A 21,935-nucleotide genomic window follows, 5' to 3' on the forward strand; every position below is an offset into this window, starting at 1 on the left:
AACAGCGTAGCTGGTTGGTGGGCCTTTGCGTGCAAAATATAAGACTAATTTCCTGAAAGCAAGTGGCTCAAGAAAATCGAGGCCTACGAGGACCATCGACGTATGCCGATAACCATGAGTTCTCAAAACATTCCCGAATCGACAGCCCCAATCCATGGAGGAAGCGGTTGCCACGGCTCGGCGCTTGGAAAAGGAGGGCTTCAACTTTTCCATGGGCCTGAGCCAAGTCAACCGACACAACCTAGCGAAGTATGGTGAAAACTATGCATCCATTTTTGAACCATGCCGGAACCTCCGAACAGGTGCGGCGATTCTGGTCGACTGCTATGCTAAAGCCACCACCAAAGACATGGGCGAACAAGTCGCCCTGAGAGCAGCGTTGAGTTGTTATTACTCGGGAAATTTCATCCGAGGCCTCAAACCCGATTCACCAGGCCAGCCCAGCTATGTCCAAAAGGTAGTGGATACAGCACTGAACAACAACCGACCCGTGGTCCTCAAGATCCAGCCCATCAGCTCTAGCTCCGATGAGATCGAAGTCCGGAAAACCACTCAGCCTGGATCGACTCAGCGCAACGATCCAGACTCAAAACCGTGGGTGATTTTCAAGCAGAGCCCACCCTCAACACCGCAAACTCAGAGCCCAAAAGACACTACTGTCAGAGTGAAACCAGTTGTTACTAAGACCCACAGCCGTTCGAATTTCGTTCAAATTCTGGAGTAACCACAATGAAGCGATTTAAGTTTCTGCTGGTTGCCAGCATGGCGTTCAACACGGGTTGGTCAGAGGAAAACACTCCTCAAGTGCTAGAGGGAGACGTTCGACTAGCCTGTGAAGCCAAGCTCTGTCTGACATCCCCAAATTCGCCCAGTGAGTGCGAACAGTCGTTGAACCGCTATTTTTCGATTCGGTTCAAAAAAGCCAGAGACACCATCAATGCAAGAAATCGATTTCTGAATTTACGTCTAACCAGCCAGCCGAATAGCGGGACACAATTCTCATCCGTTCCGTCGAGTCAACAATAATTGGCGGCATTGGTTGATGCCGGACGGTCTCTACTTTTTGACGTGTTTCGGATCGAATATTTCTAATTCCAAGCGATCACTATGGGCAGTTCCTCAGATAGTGGCGACCATGAAAAATCTTCGAACCCATCAAGTGCACTTGTCGGACTGTTCAGAGATCCTTCCTTTGGCTTCTATCGCTTTGCTAGACCCATCAGGCTGAACAAGGCAAGGGCTAAAACTGCACCCAGACATTCCGCCAGAACAAATGGCATTGAGCTTTCAGGGGCTATCCCGGCGAAGGTGTCGGAAAACATGCGACCGAATACGGCTGCTGGGTTCGCAAAGGATGTGGACGAGGTGAACCAATAGGCCGCGCCAATGTACGCGGCCACTAGCGATGAAATCCGTTGCGAATTGCTCAGCAGAATCACCGTAAGCAAGCCAAACGTGGCAGTTATTTCACCCACCCAGATTCCCAGGCCCTCTCGGATTTTCGTCGATGTCTGAATCGGCTCCAATCCGAACATCACGTTGGCAAGCCATGCCCCCAGAGCAGCACCAGCGAGCTGGGCCAGCAGGTACAGCAGAAACTCGGTTTTTGGCAGACGTTTGAGCAGTACCATGGTTGCGGTGACCACCGGGTTGAAGTGTGCTCCGCCAATCGGCCCGAAAAGCTCAATGAGCACGTACAGCCCAAACACCGTGGCCATGGTGTTGGCCAGCAATGCGATAGCGTCATTGCCCTGCGATAGATTAACGCCCATGATGCCTGAACCAATCACGATGCACAGCAGCAGCGCTGTGCCTACCAATTCGCTCAGCAGGCGAAGACGAAGGTTAGTGTTCATAAGGGTTATGACTTGGAGATGTCATTCAGGGCAACTTGCAGTTCACTGCTGCTCAGTTGTTCCAAAGGAAGTACCAGAAGTTGCAGGAGCTTATAGCCGATGGCCTGACGGGTGATTTCAAATGCCGTAGTCTTACCGGCCTCACCACCTTCTGCATTTGATGGGTCTGGAAAGCCCCAGTGTGCTTTGACTGGAGCGCCCGGCCAGTAGGGGCAGGTTTCTGCTGCTGCGCTGTCGCACACCGTGATGACGATGTCCATCTTGGGGGCTTCTTCTGCTGCAAACTCATCCCAGCTTTTGCTGCGGACGTAGCTGGTATCAAGTCCTGCTGAATCCAACACCTTCAACGCGAACGGATTGACCTGGCCCCTGGGCGAGCTGCCAGCGCTGTAGGCTTTAACGTCTTTACCCAGCTTGACTGCCAAGTGATTAAGCATTGTTTCACCCAGCACACTACGGGCTGAGTTGTGGGTGCAGAGAATGAGTACGCGGGTTGTCATGGTACGGTTTGTCCGATGTTTTTAACAGCCTGGTCCAAAGCCAGTCGTTCGAGTTTTGAAATGGGTAAGCAAAGAAAGAGGTCAATGCGGTGGCGAAGTAGTCCAGCCACCTTGGCGAACTGCGACATGATTTCCTCGTCAGTTCCTGTTGCCTTGGCCGGGTCAGGAGCACCCCAATGAGCAAGAATCGGTTGACCAGGCCATACTGGGCAAACTTCACCAGCCGCTTGGTCGCAGACCGTGATTACAAAATCCAGCACTGGCGCATCGGGCTGGGCGAACTCGTCCCAGCTTTTGCTGCGTGCAGCGCTTGCGTCAATGCCAAACTTCTCAAGCGTCTTGAGCGCATAGGGGTTCACCGCGCCTGCGGGGTGGCTACCAGCGGAATAGGCCTTGAAAGGCCCACGCGCCATGTGATTCAAAAGAGCCTCTGCCAGGATAGAGCGGGCCGAGTTGCCGGTGCAGATAAACAGAATGTTGAAAATACGCTCTGACATGGTGCGTTCCTCTTGGGTTTAGCAGCAACTGCCTTTGATAGGGATGGTCTTCTTGGGCAACTCCAGCTTGACGGGTTCAGCAGATTTTGGGGCGCAGCATGCGCTGACGCTTGTGGCTTGCCTTTCCGAGAAGACCGGAATGTTGCCCAGGGTATGGAATTGCTCCCACGCAATGCCCTGTGGGTCAGTGAGCCAATACTTGTCGCTGGCGGCGTAGCAGCAGGTGGTCTCGCCTTCGTTGATGAGTGCCATGTCCGCAGCTTTGGCGCGGTCTTTCATTTCGTCCAATTCTGATTCGGCATCCACTTGGAAGCCCAGATGGTCCAGCCCCACTTTGCCAGCGCGGGTTGAGATTGCGAAGTTGACCCGTGGGTCCTCCAGCATCCACTTGGCATAGTCAGTCTCTGTGCGGGTTGGTTCGACGCCGAACAGCTTGGAGTAAAAGGCGATGCTCTTGCGCAGGTCTTCTACGCTGATGTGTACGTGAAATCGCTTCATGGGGTTCTCCTTGGATTCAGCAGTCGCATTGGTTGGCGACTTCGGTTGCACAGGGCTGGCCTGCGCAGCAGTTCTCTGTGAGGAAAGAGAGCAGGTGATTCATCTGCTCGAAATTCGCGCTGTAAAACAGGTTGCGGCTTTCCCGTCGCTGCCCGATGAGGCCAGCATTGGTCAATTCTTTGAGATGGAACGACAGCGTTGCCGCAGCCAAACCCAGCCGCTCAGCGATAAGCCCAGGGGTCATCCCTTCAGGTCCCGCTACAACGAGGGCTCGAAAAATCTGAAGCCTGGTCTCTTGGGCCAATGCAGACAGGCACTTGACGACATCTAGTGTGTTCATGACTTTAACTATTCCATAATTATGAAATCATAGTATATTGGAATCGTGACTGTTTGACCACAGCCTCTGTTCCACTGCCATGGGGAAAAATGACCCCTGAGCATCGGAAAAGGGCATCTCCAAGGGGAATACGGGTTACATTCTGATGAATTGGAATTTGGTAGGAAGCCGGAAAGGCGAAATCTTCACCAATAGGACGTCTGCGGCCTATTGGTGATCATCTGCTACATAATAACGGGACAATAGTGACGTTTGTCCACAGCGAATACGACGCCTGATGCCAATTACACCAAAGCGAAGGTGGTCGAAATCAGTTTCATGAGTTTTCCTTTCAAAGGTACAGGTTGAGAATCAGATCAAAAGACTCGTTTATGAATTCTGCGAAGTGGCCACAGCCTGTGGATGTAACGGTTCGGCAGTGACGTCCTCCATTTCCTCGTCTGGACGATGAGCCAGCCGATACAGAATCGGAAGCACGAGCAGCGTCAGCAATGTGGAAGACAGGATGCCGCCAATCACCACAGTGGCCAAAGGACGCTGTACCTCGGCGCCGGTTCCCGTGGCGATGGCCATTGGAATGAAGCCCAATGACGCCACCAAGGCTGTCATCAATACAGGACGCAAACGAGTCAACGCACCCTTGCGGATGGCTGCGTCCAGGGTTGTTCCATCCTCTCGCAGACTGCGGATGTAGGAGATCATCACGAGGCCATTGAGCACAGCAACACCTGACAGGGCGATAAAACCCACTGCGGCAGAAATCGACATCGGGATGTCACGCAGCCACAGCGCCAGAATGCCACCGGTCAACGCAAATGGAATGCCGGTAAATACCAGCATTCCATCCTTGACGTTGCCGAACATTGCAAACAGCAATACGAAGACCAGGAGTAACGACACAGGGACGACTATTTGCAAACGCTGTGTCGCCGACTGCAGGTTCTCAAAAGTACCGCCCCAGCTCGTCCAGTAGCCCGCTGGGATCTTGACCTGTGCTAAAGCAGCTTCCGCATCGGCCACAAAGGAACCGACATCACGGCCACGCACGTTTGCACTCACCACAATGCGACGCTTGCCGTTTTCGCGGCTAACCTGATTGGGCCCCGGCGCCAGCTCGAAGCTAGCCACTTCGGCCAGTTGAATGAAATTGGTTCGTCCTTCGACAACGCCCGCACCGCGCGGCAAAGGAATCGGCAAGCGTTTCATGCTTTCAAGGTCGTTGCGCAATGATTCTGGCAAGCGCACCAAGATGTCGAATCGACGGTCGCCTTCAAACAGCGTACCGGCCTCACGTCCCCCGATGGCCGTGGCCACAGCATCCTGGATGTCAGCCACGTTTAATCCGTAGCGTGAAGACTTCTGACGATCAATGTTGACCGTGAGCATCGGCAATCCTGTGGTTTGCTCCACCTTCACTTCTGACGCGCCAGGGATTTTCTGCAACCTGGACGAGACTTCTTCGGCTGTCTTGTTCAAGACATCCATGTCGTCACCGAAGATCTTCACCGCCACATCGCTGCGCACCCCTGAGATGAGTTCATTAAATCGAAGTTGGATCGGCTGGGAAAACTCGTAGTTGTTACCCGGTATCTTGCCCACTACCTCTTGCACGGCGGCCAGCAACTCGTCGCGTGACTTGCGCGGCTCAGGCCATTCTGACATCGGCTTGAGCATGATGTAGCCGTCCGAAATATTTGGCGGCATGGGATCGGAGGCTATTTCCGCCGTTCCAGTGCGCGCAAAGACACGGTCGATCTCGGGAAACCTGGCTTTCAGCGTTGCTTCCAGTTGTTTTTGCATCTCCACCGACTGCGACAAACTGGTACCAGGAATGCGCAGGGCTTGAATGGCGAAGTCTCCTTCGTTCAAGCTGGGCACGAACTCGCTGCCCATACGCGTTGCGATCAAACCGCACAACACCACTGCCACGGCTGCGGTAGCCAACACTACAGCCTTGGCTGCCATTACGCGATCTAGCAAGGGACCGTACCAACGCTTGGCTTTCACCATCAAGAAGTTTTCTTTCTCACTGACACGGTTGCCAATGAATAGCGCGACCGCAGCCGGAATGAAGGTTACCGACAAAATCATGGCTCCCACGAGCGCCGCCACCACCGTGAACGCCATCGGATGAAACATCTTCCCTTCGACGCCGGTCAGAGCAAAGATGGGCAAGTACACCACCATGATGATCAACTGACCAAACAATAGCGGGCGTCGTGACTCCTTGGATGCAAGGAACACCTCGTGAAAGCGTTCTGAGCGCGTCAATGGCCTGCCGTAGTGAGCTTGCGCATGGGCAAGACGGCGAACACAGTTCTCGACGATCACCACCGCGCCATCAATGATGATGCCGAAGTCCAGCGCCCCTAGACTCATCAAATTGGCGCTGACCTTGTAATTCACCATCCCTGTGAAGGTGAATAGCATCGATAAGGGAATCACGGTGGCTGTGATGACGGCGGCGCGGATGTTACCGAGGAATATGAACAGGATCACGATCACTAGAATCGCGCCCTCTATCAAGTTCTTTTTCACCGTGCTGATGGCTTTGTCCACTAAAACAGTACGGTCATAGACGGTCACCGCGTGTACGCCCTCGGGCAGGCTGCGGTTGATCTCAATCATCTTCTTGTCGACAGCTTGCGAAACCGTTCGACTATTTTGGCCAATCAGCATGAAGACGGTACCCAGCACCACTTCACGGCCATTGTCCGTAGCAGTACCGGTGCGAAGCTCACGTCCGATGCCGACCTCGGCCACATCACGCACACGAATCGGCACACCACCCGCGCTGCTGAGGATGACATTGCCGATGTCCTCAACTGTCTTGACCTGCCCGGGGGCTCGAATCAGGTACTGCTCACCGCGCTTTTCGATGTAACCCGCTCCCACGTTGCCGTTGTTGCGATCCAGAGCCGTCACGATGTCCTGCAGGGTGACACCCAGGGATGCCAGTCGCTCGGGTATCGGCGAGATTTGGTATTCCTTAGCAAAACCACCTATCGAGTTGATTTCCGTCACGCCGGGCACATTGCGCAACTGCGGCTTGATGATCCAATCCTGAATCTCACGCAGATCGGTGGCCGTGTAGGGCTGGCCATCAGGTTTTTTCGCACCATCCTTGGCCTCGACTGTCCAGAGGTAAATCTCACCCAATCCTGTCGATATGGGCCCCATCGCAGGAGTAATACCAGAAGGCAGTTTGTCGCGGGCCTCCTGAATGCGTTCGTTGACCAACTGGCGCGCGAAGTAGATGTCGGTGCCATCCTTAAAAATTACAGTCACTTGCGACAGCCCGTAGCGCGACAAGGAACGGGTCTGCTCCAGATTGGGAAGACCCGCCATCACGGTTTCAATCGGGTAAGTCACCCGCTGCTCGGTTTCCAGAGGGGAATATCCCGGCGCTTGGGTGTTAATCTGCACTTGGACATTGGTGATGTCCGGGACGGCATCGATAGGTAGCTTTTGGTAGTTGAATACGCCAATGGCAGCCATACCAAAGACCGCCAGCAACACCAACCATCGGTGCTCAATGGCTGCGCGAATGAGTTTTTCAAACATGTGTGTCGCTCCGATATCAATGGGTGTGTTCGGCAGAGGCTTTGCCAAGCTCTGACTTCACTACAAAGCTTCCCGCCGACGCATACGGCGCCCCGGCTCTGAGCCCTTGCACCACCTCGACGCGCTTGCCATCGCTGCGGCCCAACTGCACGGGCTGGGCAATGAAACCCCCATTTACCTTCAGGAACACGACCGGCTTGTCGCCCACGGTCTGAATGGCATCGCTGGCCACTGTCACAGGTACGTCGGCCTCTGAGGATGTCACTTCCACGTTGACGAACAGTCCAGGACGCCAAGCACCTTTGGGATTGGACAAGACCACGCGGGCCTTGGCCATGCGGGTCTGTTCGCCAATCAGCGACCCAACAAAGGTGATGACTCCGGTCGCGCTGGCATCGAATGCAGTGGCCTTGATGGCAACCTTCTCGCCGACCCTGACGAGCGGCAAGTCTTTGGCAGGTACGTTGATTTCAGCCCAAACCTGCCCCAGATCGGACACGGTAAACACGGCAGCGTCCTCCTTGACGGCTTCACCGAGGCTAAGATGTTTTTCAATCACCAAGCCATCGAAGGGCGCACGCAATTCAAAGCGGTTAAGACCCCCAGGAGAACCCGTGGCTAGGCCCAAAGCGGAGAGCTTCTGTTGAGCGTTGGCCACAGCAACTTCCGCCTCATGCAGCGCTTGCCCTGCTTGCAGATAGTCTTGCTCTGCTGAAATTTTCTGCTCCCAGAGTCGCTTTTCACGCTCGAACGTGGTCTTGGCCAAGGCCAGACGCTTTTGTGCGGTTTGCAGTTCACTGCGTTGCTCAGACGCAGCCGGGCTCGCAATGACAGCGAGAACCTGTCCTCGTCTGACTGCTTGCCCCAAGCTGGCCTGCACGCTCTCGACCACCCCCGCAATGCGTGGCACAACGTGTGACGTCCGGTCTTCGTTCAAGCGAATTTCCCCTGGCAATTGCAGGGCGGACTTGATTCGTGCCGCACCAGCCGTATCGATACCGATGGATGCCGCTTTGATTTGCGCATCACTGAGTTCGACCTTGCCCTCTTCTTGGTTGAGCACGAACATGAAGGGTTCGTTGGCTGTCTGGGCAACGATGCTTATCTCAAACGCGTGCGGCTCCGGCACGACCTCGCGGCTCAACAGGCTGTCCTTGTCAGGTGCGAAATTTAGAGTCTGCTTCTCTCCGGTCAAGCGCGTGATGGTGGCGCTGACCTTGGCTGCACCGCTGGGTAGAGGCTTGTCCTTATCGAACAGCCAGATGCGCAAACGGGGTTCGCCGCCGTCCTCGGCCAGCAACGCTTCCAGCCCGAAATCCCCCTCCTTGAACAACTTGCCTCCATGCGGCCCCTTGCTCGGAGCCTCGTGGTGCTCGCCGTCCGCATGATCCTTGTCGTGATCGTGTTTTTCTCCACTGGCCTTGCCGTGATGCTCACCATCACTATGTGCCTTGGCTTCAACGTGGCTGCCGTGACCGTGGCCGTCATCTTCGGCTGTTTTGGTTGCAGTGACGCCGAGAATGGCGCTGCCCAGTACAACGCCCGCCGCAACGATGACGGCGATGGCGATCAGATGCTTCTTGCTGACATTCAGTTTGTTGGTGTCGATTTTCATGGTTATTCCTTATTCGCTGGCTGGGTAGCATTTGCGCCAGGTTCGCCGAGCACGCGGTCAATGTCCGCAGCCGTGCGATGCGCCTCAACCAATGCTTTGAGGTATTGGGACTTGGCGGCAAAGTAGGTGCGCTGTGCGTCCAGCACTTCCAAGAAGTTGAACTTGCCGTTTTCAAATCCGACGGTGGCCGCGTCGTAGGCACTTTTGGCCCCAGGTAAAACATCCCGTTGCACGACGTCGACTTCCCCACGAATGGATTCCAGCCGCTCGCGGGCTTGCAATACGTCCGTGCTGACTCGCATGTTCAAAGCTTGGAGTTCGTCCCGCGCCTTGTCTTCGCGCTTCAACGCTTCCAACAAGTTCCCCTGATTGCGATCAAACAGCGGCAAGGGGACGGAAACACCGAACAGCAGTTGATCGCGCTGCAGTTCGTTGGGGCGTTTCACCCCCAGGCTGAATGTGACGTCGGGTATCCGTTTGCTGCGCTCTACATCGACCAACGACCTGCGGCGCTCAACCTCCAGCTGCATACGGCGCAGCGTTGGCGAAGCGGACAGGCGCTGCTGGACGTTGTCGAACGAAGGGACAGCCGGAAGCTCCTCCACGTCGCCCGACACGAGAGTAAATCGAGGTGGGTTGGCCCCTAGCAAACTGGCCAAGCGTGCCCGAGCATTGCGTTGCTCGCTCTGGGCCTGTGCCAATTCGACTCGCACACCTGCTTCGGCCACACGTGCCTTGGTTTCTTCGACCGGCGAAACCTTGCCCGCTGCCACGCGTTTGGCAACAGCATCGGTAGCGCGTTTTGCCAGATCGACACTGGCTTGAGCCAATGCTGCGCGTTCCTGTGCCGCCAAAGTCTCGAAGAAGGCAGCAACCACGGCGGCACGAATTTCGACGCGGCGCAAGTTCAGTTCTTCGACCGCAATGTCGCGTCCTCGTTCTGCCGCCGTGATACGGGCCGCGCGCTTGCCACCCATTTCGACGGGCAGATTGATCTGCACACTTTGTGTGCGGGTCGCTGCCCTCTGGTCTTCCAGCGAGTACGCCAGTTCGGGATTGGGGCGAGCTTGCCCCTGGATCACCTGACCTTGCGTTGCCTCGATTTCCCGCCTTGCGACAGCCAAGTCTAGATTGCCATCCAAGGCCAGCGCGACTGCCTTTTGCAGCGTCAGGATCGTTGCCGCTTCGCTCGGCAAGCCGCTTCCGACGACTGGGTCATTGTCTTGTGCTGCTGGCAGCGCCTGAGCAAAAGCTGCCCTTGCAGTGAACGCAACGATCAGGCTAGTCGCAGCCGCAACTTTTGAGGCGCGAAGGACGGAGACTGACTTCCGTCGTTTGTGATTGTGATAACTCTTCAAAATCCGATTCTCCAGTGATATTCAAATACACGAGGGAATCGGCGGAGAGCGATCCAAATGATCGCCTGCTCGTCGTCACGTCAGCCGAGCGAGGTCGGCTTGATACGGTCACGCGCTAGGCGTATCCGTGCATTGGTGATAACGAAGGGGAAGGAACGCGCTCCCCGCCGATCAGGCGAGGACACGCCACTGAGGGCGTTCAAGGCGTTCAAAAGGGGGCGACGTGAGACGAGCCCAGTAATCTGCTGTATCCAGAGACGAGTCGGCAAGCGATGCAATCGTGACTGCCCCAGGCAAGGCCGACAAACATCCCGCGTGACAGGATGCGCAATCGGGATCGCCACCGATGGTCTTGGCTGGATCGGAAGATGCGTCTTTGCCATCCGCAGTCTTGTGGTGATGGACATGGTGGCCAAAGTGCTTGGCTGCGGCACCGGTTTCGTGTTGGCAATAGCTGGCTGCAGCCGCCCAGCCAAGCTGTAGCGGCATAAACACCAACAAAAGGATTGCCAACCATTTACGCATATCAACAGTGTAGCAGCTATAGACTTCCCTGTGCATCTTTTCTACTTGCTCTGTTGCCTTCCAAGCAACCTTAGCCCATTGAAGACCACCAGCAAGCTTGCCCCCATATCCGCAAAAACCGCCATCCACATGGAGGCATTGTCGAAGATGGCCAGAAGTAAGAAGACCAGCTTGATGCCTAGCGCAAGACTGATGTTCTGCCAAAGCACAGCATGGGTGCGCTTCGAGAGCCGTATCGTTTCCGGCAGACGCCGCAGGTCGTCGTTCATGACCACAACATCGGCGGCCTCCATCGCCGTATGGGTTCCAGCAGCACCCATGGCGAAGCCGATGTCGGCCTTGGCAAGTGCTGGCGCATCATTGATGCCATCGCCTGTCATTGCCGTGATGCCCAAGCGCTGTTGAAGTTCGCAGATGGCCTGCAACTTGTCTTCGGGTAGCAGGTTGCCCCGCACTTCGGCTATGCCCGCCTGAGAGCCGACGGTGCGCGCGGTCGCGATGTTATCACCTGTCAGCATGACCGGTGTCACGCCGAGCGACTTCAGGTCGGCCACCGCTTGGGCGGAGGATGGCTTGATGGTGTCTGCCACCGCACAGATCGCCATCACACGTTCGCTGTTAGCGAGGAGTGTGACCGTCCGACCTGCCTCCTCATGAACTGCGAGGCGGGCTTCGAGTTCAGCCGAACATTGCCCACGCTCCTCGATCCAGCGGTGGTTGGCCAGCGCGTAGGAATGATTGCCGATGACACCTTGCACTCCACGCCCTGCGACGGCTTGAAACTCTCCCACCTCTAGATCGGCGGTTGACAACCCCTCTGCGATGGCTTTGGAAACCGGGTGATCCGACCGGCCTGCGAGACTCTTTGCAAGCCCCTCCAGCACCCGTTGATCAAGATCTGTGTCCACGGGCTCGAAGGCTAGCAGTCTGGGCTTACCTTCCGTGATCGTGCCTGTCTTGTCCAGGGCCACAGCTTTGATCTTTCGCGCATCCTCCAAGTAAACGCCGCCTTTAATCAATATCCCCCGCCTTGCCCCGGCTGCCAAGCCGCTGACGACCGTGACTGGTGTGGAAATAACCAAGGCACAAGGGCAAGCGATGACCAACAACACCAAGGCTTTATAGACAGCCTGCATCCAGGTTAAGTCCGCAAGCCACGGCGCTAACAACGCGACGGCGACAGCCAGGATGAAAACGGCAGGGGTGTAGATCGCGGCAAACCGATCTACAAAGCGCTGTGTTGGCGCACGGGACGATTGTGCTTGCTCGACTGCGTGGATGATGCGCGCCAGGGTACTGTCCGAAGCGGGCGCGGTGACTCGAAATTCCAAGGCTGCAGACTGGTTGATGGTGCCTGCGTAGACTTCGTCGCCAGGAGCCTTGTCTATGGGCAGGCTTTCCCCAGTCACAGGGGACTGGTCGATGGCACTCTGCCCGAGCGTCACGACGCCATCGAGCGGAACGCGCTCTCCTGGACGGATGCGCACTATCGCGTTGACAACGACCGCTTTAACGCCGACGCGCGTCCAACTGCCGTCACTTTGACGAACCTCGGCCTGCTCCGGTGCCAGCGCCAGCAAGCTCTTGATGGCGTTACGCGCCCGGTCCACCGCTCGAGCCTCGATGGCCTCGGCTATGGCATACAAGGCCATCACCATGGCAGCTTCTGGCCACTGGCCTATCAAGAAGGCACCTGTCACGGCCACAGTCATCAAGGCGTTGATGTTCAAGCGGCCTTGCCGCAGTGCGGAAAGCCCTTTACCGTAGACAGAGAAACCCGCCAGGGCGATGGCCACCGCGGCCAGCGCCATTCCAAGGGCTTTTGCTGGCCAACTATCTGAAAAAGCGAATGCCAAGCCTTCAGCCGCCACGGCCAGCCCCAATGCAGCAATCAATTTGCCCCATGAGGCCCAGAAACCAATTGGCGCAGCGGCAGTAGCTCCATCCGATGTGTCTTCTACGTTGCGCGGCTCTGGTTTGAAGCCCGCCTTGCGAATCGCATCCAGAGCCAACTGCAGAGCATGATCATCCGCAGCGATGGCCAACTCGCGGTCGCCCAAGTTGAACTGCAAGCCACGAATGCCTGCCACGCCGTCAAGTGCTCTACGGATTTCTGACTCTTCTGAAGCACAGTCCATGTTCGCGATCCGGAACCGCTGTGGCGCAACAGTCGTTGCATTAGACGCCGTTGGCCCGTCCACAGCAAGCGATTTAGCACCGCCACTCCCACAATCGCAGGTCGTGTCAACTTGTTGGCATTGGTGAGTAGGGTTCATGATCTTCTCCTTGTTGGTTGGATTTAAAACCCTGTAGCCACTACAATGTCAAGCCTTTACTATGAAGTAATACAATTTTCCTGGCATCGTTCAAGGTGAAGATATGAAAATCGGGGAACTGGCCAAGGCCACTCACACCCAAGTTGAGACGATTCGGTATTACGAACGCGTAGGATTGTTACCTGAAACTCCTCGCACAGAAGGTAACTAGCGGGTGTACAGCAGCAAACACGTTGATCGCCTGTTCTTAATTAGGCGCTGCCGAGGGTTGGACATGACGTTGGACTAAATCCGAGTGCTGCTGCGCTTCAAGGACTCGCCTCAGGAGAATTGCGCACAAGTGAACGACCTGCTCGACGAGCACATAGACCATGTGGCAACACGTATAAACGAGTTAAAGGTGCTGGAACGACAGCTCAGGTCATTGAGAGCAAACTGTTGCGAGTCTCAACAGGTCAGCCAATGCAGAATTTTGACCGAATTGTCTACAGCGTTCAGCCAAGATTACGACTCAGCAACAAACAGAGTGCATGTCAACGGGGCACATAACCTCAAAGGAAAGCCTTAAACAAACGATGTGAAAAGCAGTTGTTGCACATGCAGAAGAATTCCAGCCATATGAGGTGGCAAATAAAGGAAGCCACAATCCGAACAACCAACTAAAAATAATCCTTGGCCTTTCCTCACAGCTTCTTTGGTGGACTTCTCGATGGTTTAACCCACGGGTCGGTCCAAATCACTGACCTTCTCAAACAGTCGGTCGACATCAATCAACAGCTCGGCCATCAAGGCTTCTCGGGTGGTGGTCAGTGGTTTCTCCGTCATGGCCATGGCCCATTTGAACAGTGCTTTGAAAATCTGATCGAGGTTCTCGTGGGCGCTCCTGGCCAGGTGTTGAGCCGACACCATGGAGACCGCATCGTGCTTCTCATCGTCGGTCTTGGCTTCACGGAGCAGGGCGCGATAATTAGTGGTGTCATTGCCCTTTCAATTTTGTGCCTCTGCGCCCCATGACGCGTTATCCTTGAAGTTGCTCTCAAGGGGTTTAGGCACTAAAAACTGACCAAACTCAGAAGTGAATCTATTGATTCGTAAATGAAGAATAAACCTCATATATGAGGAATAAAGAACAAAAAAATTTGACAGACTAAAGGTCTTCCTAATGTATTGGGCCTGAGTGCTTCGTTCGAGGCAGGATGAAGGCCGACCCCAAATGACGAAACATGAAAGACAAGCCCGAGTGGTGCTTCGTAGCATCATGGCCAGGCAGGATGTCACATACAAAGAGCTTGCGAGAAAGCTAGAGATGTACGGCTCAGAGCTTGACCACAAGGCCCTGAGCACAAAAATCAACCGAGGCAAATTCCAGTTTGCCTTCTTTATCCAGTGCCTTGATGCCTTGGACCAGATTGATAAGCTCGACAGACTCATGACCAATTAATATACTGATTAAATAAACAGTATAGTAGCCCTGTCTGATATCCGAAGCAACTGCGAATCAAATGTGTGGTGTTACTGTGACGAGCGTATTTTCCCCGTCTGTCACACTAAAAGACTTTTCTGGTTGAGGCGCGGCTAGAGGCTTGGCCTGTTCAGAAATTGAATGCCAACGCGCTTGCATTAAGGATTATTCAGGACTTCAACGAGAGGTTTGCGTCAGCGAAGTAGGTTTCTCAGCTTTGGCCAAGTGTTGGCTTTAATATAGTTACAACTGACTATTTGACCTTAAAAATTCAAAGAATTGAGGGCTAGCTCTTGTTTTCCCCACAACACTGGAGAGGACCTTGTCCCCATCAAAGAGTTTGTTCAAACGCTTAGAGTGACTTCAACGGTCTTGAACAAACTATTGTGAGAAGACTCAGGCAGACTCCCGTTCCCGTATCAGCATATAGAGGCACCCCCCCTCCAAGAATCGAGGCGGGTTCCACTTGGTTCAAGCCGTAGTCTGCGCTGTAGAGAGATTTTCAACCCACAAGGACTCTAGCCGCAATCGTCAAGTCGATAGTTTTACACTTACGAAATTAGTCCCCAATCGATAAGTTAAGTTGCTATACTGGAAATATCTTCAGGTTGAGCAATGAGACGAACTTTCTTCCAAATCTTTTGCATGTGCTTAGTTGCCTGCTCTCTGTTGTTACAGGGTGTGGCCAGCGCTGCTATGGCTGGTTGTCATGAGTCGTCTTCTGATTCTTCCGCCCCCATGCACCAGATGCATGAACACGACGATGCGACTGGCGAGCACGCGAATGACCCTCATCTGAAACACTCATATGCGGGTGCCAAAGCGGACAAAGCTCAAAAAGACAAAGCAGGCGACTGCTGCGACTGCCACGCTGCCTGCAAAGCATCTTTTATGTTGCCTTTTTTGGATAGCCCCTCCGTAAAAATTTCCTCGGTAGTAACAACTACACCGATTCTCGCGCATCAAAGTTCAGACCTCATTCCCCCTTACCGTCCCCCCATTTCTGCCTGAAATCAACTGATTTGCCATTTGATTTTTGAACACCAGAAATGGAGGTGCGTCCATGCGCGCTCAAATTTGCAATGCACTGATAGGCTTTGTGGGTCTACTCAGTGTGAACGGGGCTTTTGCTGAACCCCAGACAGACCTGACATACCAATCGGCCTTCGAAGAATTTGATTCCTATCAGCCCACTCAAAGACGTGATTGGCGGACCGCCAACGACCATGTTGGAAAGCTGGGGGGATGGAAATACTACGCCAAAGAGGCGGCCTCTCGGGGGGAGGAAGGCTCTCGCGAGGAGCCTTCAGTGGCCCCTGAAACTTCGCAGGGAGTCAAAAACTCGCGCCCCTCAATGAAACACGACATGTCTCAGATGAAGGGCATGTCCATGGAACATGGGATGGGCGCAGGTGAATCTCCCCAGGGGAGGCAGCAATGAGCTACCTCCGTAAATCGATACTGGCCCTGGCTGTTGCCTCTTTGGCCGGTTGTGCCACAGTGGACATCAACCAATCCATCGACCAAACCAACCTGCGTACCCAGTCCCTAACAGCCGGAAAAGTCTCATTGGCTTTGAATGCCACGCAAAAACAGGTACTTGGCGAGACGACGGATAAGTTACTGGCGCAGCCGCTCACCATGGCAGGCAGTGTTCAACTGATGCTAGCCAATAGCCCGGATTTTCAGGCACTGCTTGCGCAGAACTGGGCCAACCAAGCATTGGCGGCTCAATCCGGACGAATTGCCAATCCTTTACTCACTTTCGAGCGAATTACCACCGGAGACCAATTGGAGATTGGCCGGCTTATCACATTTGGATTGCTGGACATCCTCTCTCTGCCATGGCGACAACAATCTGCTTCCCTGCGGATTGAGCAAGCACAATTGCAAATGAGTTCCGATGTTATCGGGCAGTCGGTTGCGGTTCAACAAGCGTGGGTGGACGCGGTCGTCGCCAATCAGAAGGAAACCTATGCCAAGAAAGTGTTGAGTGCTGCCCAGGCGGGTGCCCAATTGGCCAAAAGGCTTGCGGAAGTTGGAAACTTTACAACCACCCAAAGAATTCGGCAGCAGATGTTTTACTCGGATGCGGTAGTGACCTATGCCCAAGCCAAGCAAACATCTATTGCAACGCGCGAAAAATTGGGTCGAATTCTGGGGCTGACAACAGAACAGATGGCGAAGCTGAAAATCCCCGACCACTTACCAGCCCTTCCAGACGCTCCGATGGACAGTGCCAAAGTTGCACAAATGGCAACTAACCGCCTGGACATTGAAATGGCCAGACTTGCTTACAATTCAGCGCTAAAAAGGGCTGGATTTGCAACTGTGGGCTCTTTTATTGATGTGGACCTTGGTATCCGTAGGAATTCAGTCTATGACCGAGCTTCTGGAAATTTGTCCAATCCCAGGGGTTATGAACTGGACATTCGACTTCCACTCTTTGACTGGGGAGAACTGAAAAGGGATGCTTTTGGTGCAGACCTGCTCAGTAAGGCAAATCTGCTGGAGGGGACCATCCGCAATGCAGAATCGTCTCTTCGGGAAAGCTATTCGGCCTACAGAACAGCCTACGACATCGCCAAACACTACAGGGATGATGTCATTCCGATGCAGGAAGCCTTGGCCGACGAGGGGGTCTCCCAATACAACGGTATGTTAATCAGCACGTTTGAGCTACTTGCGGAGAGTCGCAATCAAGTCCGCGCAGGTCAAGCTGCCATTGAATCCGTTGGAAATTTTATTAGGGCGCAATTGGCGCTTGAATCCACCCTGATGGGGAAACCACTGAATGCCAATCTGATGATGAGCAGCACCGGTGGCCAGGCCTCAGCCGGTGGGCATTAAGAGATTGGAGAACCATCATGAACTCAAGACGAGACTTTATTAAACTGGCTGGCATCGCCGGAGGTGCTGTTGCCGCCACTTCCGTGAGCAAAGTGGCCATGGCCGCTTTGCCAGAGCCAATTATTCAAACATCGCCGGACACCATGGCTCCACTGTTTCCCAAAACGGGTCGACCATACAACCCAGTGGTGACCTTAAATGGTTGGACCCTTCCCTGGCGCATGAATCAAGGAGTTAAAGAATTTCACCTCGTTGCTGAGCCAGTTGTTCGAGAAATGGCTCCAGGCATGAAGGCGCACCTGTGGGGCTATAACGGGCAAAGTCCAGGTCCCACGATTGAAGTGGTCGAGGGCGACCGAGTACGGATTTTCGTGACCAACAAATTGCCTGAGCAGACCAGTGTTCATTGGCACGGACAACGCCTGCCCAATGGCATGGACGGGGTGGCTGGGCTAAATCAACCTGCAATTCCATCCGGTAAAACTTTTGTTTATGAGTTTGAAGCCAAGCGGCCCGGTACGTTTATGTATCACCCGCATGCAGACGAAATGACACAAATGGCCATGGGCATGATGGGTTTTTGGGTGACACACCCCAAGAATAAAAACCCTTTGATTGAAGAAGCGGACCGAGATTACTGCTTCTTGCTCAACGCCTACGACATTGACCCTGGGGCATACACACCAAAAATTATGACCATGCTCAATTTCAACCTGTGGACATGGAACAGCCGGGTCTTTCCGGGAATTTCACCACTGGTGGCCCGCAAAGGTGACCGGGTACGGATTCGGGTGGGTAACCTGACCATGACCAATCACCCCATCCATATCCATGGGCATGAGTTTGAGGTGACAGGCACTGACGGTGGCCCAACCCCCAAGGGTGGTCGCTGGCCAGAAGTTACAGTGGATGTGGCTGTGGGTCAGATGCGGCAAATGGAGTTCATTGCCGACGCCGTGGGTGACTGGGCTTTTCATTGCCACAAAAGCCATCACACGATGAACGCGATGGGCCATGACCTGCCAACATTGATTGGGGTGGACCACACCGGGATTTCTAAAAAAGTGCACAGCCTGATTCCAGATTACATGGCCATGGGGGAACGGGGTATGGCTGATATGACCGAGATGGACATGCCATTGCCAGACAATACCTTGCCCATGATGACCGGGGACGGCCCCTTTGGCTCTGTCGAAATGGGCGGGATGTTCAGCGTCCTGAAAGTTCGAGACAACCAAAAGCCTGGAGACTATACGGACCCGGGCTGGTACCAGCACCCCAAGGGGACTCAGGCGTATGAATACACAGGTGAAGGGTTGCCTCCTGCGCCCTCCAGTGCTCGCTCGGGACCTGCAGCCATGAAGGCTCAAAACATGCCTGCAACCAATATTGAAGTTCAGGTCAAAAAACCCGTTGGACATTCAAATCACTGAGGAAACCACGATGAAAATCCATCAATTCTTACTCAACCTAGGGGCTGTCCTGATGGCTGTAACCACATTCAATGGGGCACTAGCACATGGCAGTAACCCGCATGAGAAGGCGCCCGTCTTTTCGGAGAAGGATTTTGAACAAATGCCCTGGGGAATTGGCGCAATGCCCACCAAGGCCCAGCGTACAGTTCAGGTCACCATGTCGGACAACATGCGTTTTGACCCATCCAGTCTCAACGTCCGACCTGGCGAAACTATCCGCTTTGTGGTCACAAACAAAGGCGTATTGCTACACGAGTTCGTCATTGGAACCATTGAAGCAAACAAAGAGCATGCAGAGCTGATGAAACGCTTTCCGGACATGCAGCACGAAGCACCTTACATGGCGCATGTACCGCCTGGACAAACAGAGGAAATCGTCTGGACATTCAATCGACTGGGTGACTTTCAGTTTGCATGCCTCATTGCCGGACACTATGAAGCTGGCATGGTCGGCAGTATCCGTGTCGCAGATGCGAAAGGGGCTAAAAAATGAGGTCATTTCTTCACCACAGCTTGGTACTAGCCCTTGCTTATGGGGCCATGGGCGGGAATGCTTGGGGTACAGAGGCAACCGCACCAACAACTAACCCCAAAAGAATCATGTCCACACCTGTTAAGGTCGTTGGCTTACAGGTGTACAAATCTCCCACCTGCGGCTGCTGCGAGGACTGGATAAAGCATCTAGAACAATCCAAGTTGTCTGTTCGGTACGACAACGTGTCTGATATGCCAGCGCTGAAAAACAAACTTGGAATTGACTCTAGGTACCGTTCCTGTCACACGGCAGTTAGTGCCGAGGGATATGTCTTCGAAGGACATGTACCCGCGAAGTACATACGCCAATTTCTAAAAGAGAAGCCCCAGGACGCTATCGGGCTAGTTGTCCCCGGTATGCCTGCAGGCTCGCCTGGGATGGAGATTGGTGCTGATTTTTCCCCCTATCAAGTGCTCTTGCTCACTCGGGATGGTCAAAGCCGCGTTTACGCCACCGTCCAAACCTACGAATCACAGTTTTAACTTTTGGAGAAACACCATGAAAAACCTCAATTACTTACTCATCACCATAATTTCAGCGCTCACCCTTGGTCAAGCTCAGGCTCAGGACCCGCACGCAGGCCACTCCCCCTCTACGGAATCGTCGGTGAAAGCCTCTGACGGTTCAGACCGCATTGGCAACCTGTCCGACGCTGACATGACTGAAGGTGTCGTCAAAAAAATTGACCTCAATCAGGGCAAGGTGACACTGAAGCATGGTGAAATCAAAAGCCATCAAATGCCCGGTATGACGATGGTTTTTAAGGTCGGTTCAATGGAGATGCTCAAGGGCCTACAGGCCGGAGACGAAGTCAAGTTCGCATTGGACCCCAGCATGACAGTCACCCGTATCGAGAAAAAGTAAGGGCATGGCCATCTTCCGGTCAAAAACTGGTTTGGCTGATTGAACTTTTCAAAGTCCTTATGTCCTATACTGAAGTGGGCAGATGGTCTGCCCACTTTTCAAAAGGAAAACTGTAATGAAAACTTTGATGTTGAAAGCAAGCGTTGTATTTACTGGTCTGCTGGCCACCACATATGCCTTCGCAGGCACATGCTGTGAAGCGGGAGCCGCCTGTTGTGCCCTGGGAATGTCCTGCTGCTAAGTCAAGCAACATTATCCCTTTTGGCGTAATCGCATGACCCGAGTCCATCGGTTTTTGGCAATGATGTTGCTGTTATGCCTGAGTTTTCAGGTTGCGGCCTCAACATTGGCGGAACTCTGTTGATTCGAATGCGAGCAGGCAAATCAGTCTGAGCTGATAAAAACCAGGTCGGTCAGCCAAGACATTGTTGTATCTAAGCCCGAACAGGGAATTGGAGCCGTCAGATGGACCGCGCAACGGGATGACCTAGCTCTGTCAGGTATGACTTGCGAAGGCTGCATATCTTGTCAAGAATGCATGCCAAGCATTGCACTGATACCCTCATGCCTCGCTCAGCCTTCATCGTTCAAGAATCATCTTGAAATGTTTGTGTTGAAGCGAGTTTCCTCGGGTGAACCCGAACGACCTTTCAAACCGCCGCGTATTTTCTCCCTGCATGCCTAAGCCGAATTAATTGCTTCACTGGTGCCCATCCTATTTCTCTAGCTGTGTTAACAATTTGTGTTGATTACCGGCTAAGGCCGAGAGGGTGCTTAGATGGTTTGTGGTCACACCAGACATGCACCGTGTGCACCAGTCCATTCGTCCGGAGGAAACCAATTCAAACTACGGGTTTAGTTTCCCATGGTGGGACCGACTATTTGGAACTTACATGGCAAAACCGAAAGAAGACGCTCAAACGATGCCAATTGGCATTGAGCTATTCAGGCAAGAGGGCGACTCCAACCTCCCCAAAATGCTGATTCAGCCATTCATTTCGGGGCACTGATACCTGTTTTTTCTAATTCTAGAATCCTTCAAGAACCGCATAAACAAAGCAGGTGAGACCTACTGGTGTTCACCTGCTACATAATGCCGGGGTATGAACAAAAATACCGTGCAACGCGTGTTTCAGTTGATGAGCTGGCAGGTGCGCAAGCGACCCGTTGGCTTTCGCCCGCGTGTACAGGCTTTACCTGCCGTTGCGCAACGGCCCGATGAACGTTGGGCCACAGACCTGTGTCGTATTTGGTGTGGCAAAGACGGCTGGGCTAGCTTGGCATTGGTGATTGATTGACACACGCGAGAATTGCTTGGTTGGCACTTGAGCAGAAGCGGTAAATCGGCCACGGCAGAGTCTGCGCTGGAGCAAGTCCTTATCAGCCGCTTTGGCGTGCTTGGAAAGGTCTCAAAACCCTTCCTGCTGCGTTCGGACAATGGCTTGGTGTTCTGCTCCAGAAGCTACACGGCACTGGTGCGCAACTACGGTTTGCAGCAGGAATTCATCACGCCCTACAGCCCCGAGCAAAACGGTATTGTGGAGCGCGTGATACGAACCCTTAAAGAGCAGTGCGTGCACCGCCATCGGTTTGAGACCATCCAGCATGCCAGCCGAGTGATTGCAGACTGGATTCGGTTTTTTATAACACCCAAAGACCCCACCAGGCGCTGGGCATGAGAACACCCGCTGAGCAGTACCAATTAGCGGCCTAAGTTGTG

23 protein-coding genes and 1 pseudogene are annotated in these 21,935 nt (G+C 53.9%); 13 read left to right on the forward strand and 11 right to left on the reverse strand.

Annotation, left to right across the window (positions count from 1 at the left end):
- The first annotated feature begins 154 nt into the window (after positions 1–154).
- A complete protein-coding gene (locus VGE55_RS13945; RefSeq protein ID WP_331132273.1) occupies positions 155–724 on the forward strand; it encodes a lytic transglycosylase domain-containing protein in 570 nt (189 codons plus the stop codon).
- A 38-nt stretch (positions 725–762) separates the two neighbouring features.
- Positions 763–1,026, forward strand: a complete 264-nt coding sequence (locus VGE55_RS13950) for a TrbM/KikA/MpfK family conjugal transfer protein (RefSeq protein WP_331132313.1) — start codon at positions 763–765, stop codon at positions 1,024–1,026.
- A gap of 173 nt (positions 1,027–1,199) precedes the next feature.
- On the opposite strand, the gene VGE55_RS13955 is transcribed toward VGE55_RS13950, so the two are convergent.
- The 10 genes from VGE55_RS13955 to VGE55_RS14000 form a co-directional block, all read right to left on the reverse strand.
- Positions 1,200–1,856: an aquaporin gene (locus VGE55_RS13955; RefSeq protein ID WP_256763400.1), complete on the reverse strand. Its 657-nt coding sequence runs from the start codon at positions 1,854–1,856 to the stop codon at positions 1,200–1,202.
- A 5-nt stretch (positions 1,857–1,861) separates the two neighbouring features.
- A complete protein-coding gene (locus VGE55_RS13960; RefSeq protein ID WP_331132274.1) occupies positions 1,862–2,356 on the reverse strand; it encodes an arsenate reductase ArsC in 495 nt (164 codons plus the stop codon).
- Positions 2,353–2,853: an arsenate reductase ArsC gene (locus VGE55_RS13965; RefSeq protein ID WP_331132275.1), complete on the reverse strand. Its 501-nt coding sequence runs from the start codon at positions 2,851–2,853 to the stop codon at positions 2,353–2,355. The genes VGE55_RS13960 and VGE55_RS13965 overlap by 4 nt, the downstream gene beginning before the upstream one ends.
- A gap of 18 nt (positions 2,854–2,871) precedes the next feature.
- Positions 2,872–3,351 carry an ArsI/CadI family heavy metal resistance metalloenzyme gene (locus tag VGE55_RS13970; protein ID WP_331132276.1) on the reverse strand — a complete coding sequence of 160 codons (480 nt, stop codon included), beginning with the start codon at positions 3,349–3,351 and terminating at the stop codon, positions 2,872–2,874.
- 16 nt (positions 3,352–3,367) lie between these two features.
- Positions 3,368–3,691 (reverse strand): metalloregulator ArsR/SmtB family transcription factor, encoded by a 324-nt coding sequence (locus tag VGE55_RS13975; protein WP_331132277.1) that lies wholly within the window; start codon positions 3,689–3,691, stop codon positions 3,368–3,370.
- A 369-nt stretch (positions 3,692–4,060) separates the two neighbouring features.
- The gene (locus VGE55_RS13980) at positions 4,061–7,255 is read right to left on the reverse strand and encodes a CusA/CzcA family heavy metal efflux RND transporter (RefSeq protein ID WP_331132278.1); all 3,195 of its coding nucleotides are present in this window, start codon (positions 7,253–7,255) and stop codon (positions 4,061–4,063) included.
- Between the two features lie 16 nt (positions 7,256–7,271).
- Positions 7,272–8,870: an efflux RND transporter periplasmic adaptor subunit gene (locus VGE55_RS13985; RefSeq protein WP_256763407.1), complete on the reverse strand. Its 1,599-nt coding sequence runs from the start codon at positions 8,868–8,870 to the stop codon at positions 7,272–7,274.
- Between the two features lie 2 nt (positions 8,871–8,872).
- Positions 8,873–10,231, reverse strand: a complete 1,359-nt coding sequence (locus VGE55_RS13990) for a TolC family protein (protein WP_370569140.1) — start codon at positions 10,229–10,231, stop codon at positions 8,873–8,875.
- Positions 10,232–10,399: 168 nt separating this feature from the next.
- Complete coding sequence (locus VGE55_RS13995; protein WP_256763410.1) at positions 10,400–10,717, reverse strand: hypothetical protein; 318 nt, start codon at positions 10,715–10,717, stop codon at positions 10,400–10,402.
- A gap of 77 nt (positions 10,718–10,794) precedes the next feature.
- The gene (locus tag VGE55_RS14000) at positions 10,795–13,029 is read right to left on the reverse strand and encodes a heavy metal translocating P-type ATPase (protein ID WP_414675034.1); all 2,235 of its coding nucleotides are present in this window, start codon (positions 13,027–13,029) and stop codon (positions 10,795–10,797) included.
- A 103-nt stretch (positions 13,030–13,132) separates the two neighbouring features.
- On the opposite strand from VGE55_RS14000, the pseudogene cadR reads away from it, so the two are divergent.
- Positions 13,133–13,597, forward strand: a pseudogene (gene cadR / locus VGE55_RS14005) (Cd(II)/Pb(II)-responsive transcriptional regulator).
- 146 nt (positions 13,598–13,743) lie between these two features.
- On the opposite strand, the gene VGE55_RS14010 reads toward cadR, so the two are convergent.
- On the reverse strand, positions 13,744–13,938 hold the full coding sequence (locus tag VGE55_RS14010) for a hypothetical protein (protein ID WP_331132279.1): 195 nt from the start codon (positions 13,936–13,938) through the stop codon (positions 13,744–13,746).
- A gap of 304 nt (positions 13,939–14,242) precedes the next feature.
- Between VGE55_RS14010 and VGE55_RS15045 the strand changes: the two genes are divergently transcribed.
- The 10 genes from VGE55_RS15045 (at position 14,243) to VGE55_RS14050 (ending at position 21,894) form a co-directional block, all read left to right on the forward strand.
- On the forward strand, positions 14,243–14,470 hold the full coding sequence (locus tag VGE55_RS15045) for a DUF6471 domain-containing protein (RefSeq protein WP_370569125.1): 228 nt from the start codon (positions 14,243–14,245) through the stop codon (positions 14,468–14,470).
- 1,084 nt (positions 14,471–15,554) lie between these two features.
- Positions 15,555–15,932 (forward strand): hypothetical protein, encoded by a 378-nt coding sequence (locus VGE55_RS14015; RefSeq protein ID WP_331132280.1) that lies wholly within the window; start codon positions 15,555–15,557, stop codon positions 15,930–15,932.
- Positions 15,929–17,341 (forward strand): TolC family protein, encoded by a 1,413-nt coding sequence (locus VGE55_RS14020; RefSeq protein ID WP_331132281.1) that lies wholly within the window; start codon positions 15,929–15,931, stop codon positions 17,339–17,341. Before VGE55_RS14015 ends, VGE55_RS14020 begins: the two co-directional genes overlap by 4 nt.
- A gap of 17 nt (positions 17,342–17,358) precedes the next feature.
- Complete coding sequence (locus VGE55_RS14025) at positions 17,359–18,774, forward strand: copper oxidase (RefSeq protein WP_331132282.1); 1,416 nt, start codon at positions 17,359–17,361, stop codon at positions 18,772–18,774.
- A gap of 10 nt (positions 18,775–18,784) precedes the next feature.
- Positions 18,785–19,309 (forward strand): cupredoxin domain-containing protein, encoded by a 525-nt coding sequence (locus VGE55_RS14030; protein WP_256763419.1) that lies wholly within the window; start codon positions 18,785–18,787, stop codon positions 19,307–19,309.
- Between the two features lie 233 nt (positions 19,310–19,542).
- Positions 19,543–19,833 carry a DUF411 domain-containing protein gene (locus tag VGE55_RS14035; RefSeq protein WP_331132315.1) on the forward strand — a complete coding sequence of 97 codons (291 nt, stop codon included), beginning with the start codon at positions 19,543–19,545 and terminating at the stop codon, positions 19,831–19,833.
- Between the two features lie 16 nt (positions 19,834–19,849).
- Positions 19,850–20,215 (forward strand): copper-binding protein, encoded by a 366-nt coding sequence (locus VGE55_RS14040; protein ID WP_256763421.1) that lies wholly within the window; start codon positions 19,850–19,852, stop codon positions 20,213–20,215.
- A 770-nt stretch (positions 20,216–20,985) separates the two neighbouring features.
- On the forward strand, positions 20,986–21,225 hold the full coding sequence (locus VGE55_RS15010; RefSeq protein ID WP_349256618.1) for a sterol desaturase family protein: 240 nt from the start codon (positions 20,986–20,988) through the stop codon (positions 21,223–21,225).
- Between the two features lie 93 nt (positions 21,226–21,318).
- Positions 21,319–21,513 carry a hypothetical protein gene (locus VGE55_RS14045; protein WP_256763422.1) on the forward strand — a complete coding sequence of 65 codons (195 nt, stop codon included), beginning with the start codon at positions 21,319–21,321 and terminating at the stop codon, positions 21,511–21,513.
- 27 nt (positions 21,514–21,540) lie between these two features.
- Complete coding sequence (locus VGE55_RS14050) at positions 21,541–21,894, forward strand: integrase core domain-containing protein (RefSeq protein WP_256763423.1); 354 nt, start codon at positions 21,541–21,543, stop codon at positions 21,892–21,894.
- Positions 21,895–21,935: the final 41 nt, after the last annotated feature.

Source organism: Limnobacter sp., assembly GCF_036405155.1.
In the GTDB taxonomy this organism is placed as follows: Bacteria; Pseudomonadota; Gammaproteobacteria; order Burkholderiales; family Burkholderiaceae_B; genus Limnobacter.